Below are 692 nucleotides of genomic sequence, written 5' to 3' on the forward strand. Positions count from 1 at the left end.
TCGAGGCATTGAAGCAGAAGTTGCTTAAGTGCAGTTTCATCCGGTGCCTGGGGCAGTTTTGACGCGAGGTAGGCCGCTTCAAGCTGCCGCTCTTTGGCCTGGAACCACTCCTGAAGTTCGTTGAGTGTCCAATCGCCGCGACGAATCGACTTCAGTTGCTCCCGGTTGCGCTCAAGATCGAGGTCTTGTTCGATGAGAATTTGCTCGACTTGGTTGAGCAACCGAACGACGTGGTAGGCGAACTTGAGATCGAACCCATGTTCTGCGATGGATTGCGCCCGGTGCAAATTGGAAGAATTCGACTTTTTGGCGATTTTGGACATCTGCGCATAGGCATAGCCTTTAAACTTCTGCCAGGCCCCTTTGTGAAGAAACGCTTTTCGGTTCTCACGCACGAGCTCACTGACCTGCGTCGAATGTGTGACGCAGCGTCGTGGTGTAAACAATGCATCGATCATGTTCGGATTGTTTTCCATACAGAGTTGGAAAAACTTCACAATTGAGAATACCGTGAAATCGTAGATACGATCTTTCCCGTCGCAATCGGGAACATGATGTTGCTGCCATTGTTCGAAACGCTGGAGTTGCTGTCCAAAGCCCGGGATTTCACCCGCGAGATGAGGAAAAACGTCTTCTTTGGGTGGAATGCAGAAGCCAATGAAATCAATATCTGATCCGCCAGACGAGACCCC

Annotated in this window: 1 protein-coding gene; it reads right to left on the reverse strand. The window is 50.6% G+C overall.

Translation table 11 applies throughout. From position 1 onward, the window contains the following. Positions 1–692: nucleotidyltransferase domain-containing protein (locus RCF13_RS05205; protein ID WP_308140918.1), on the reverse strand; the 692-nt coding region annotated here is incomplete at both ends.

Origin of the sequence: Stenotrophomonas maltophilia group sp. RNC7, assembly GCF_030910085.1 — a bacterium.
Classification (GTDB): domain Bacteria; phylum Pseudomonadota; class Gammaproteobacteria; order Xanthomonadales; family Xanthomonadaceae; genus Stenotrophomonas; species Stenotrophomonas sepilia.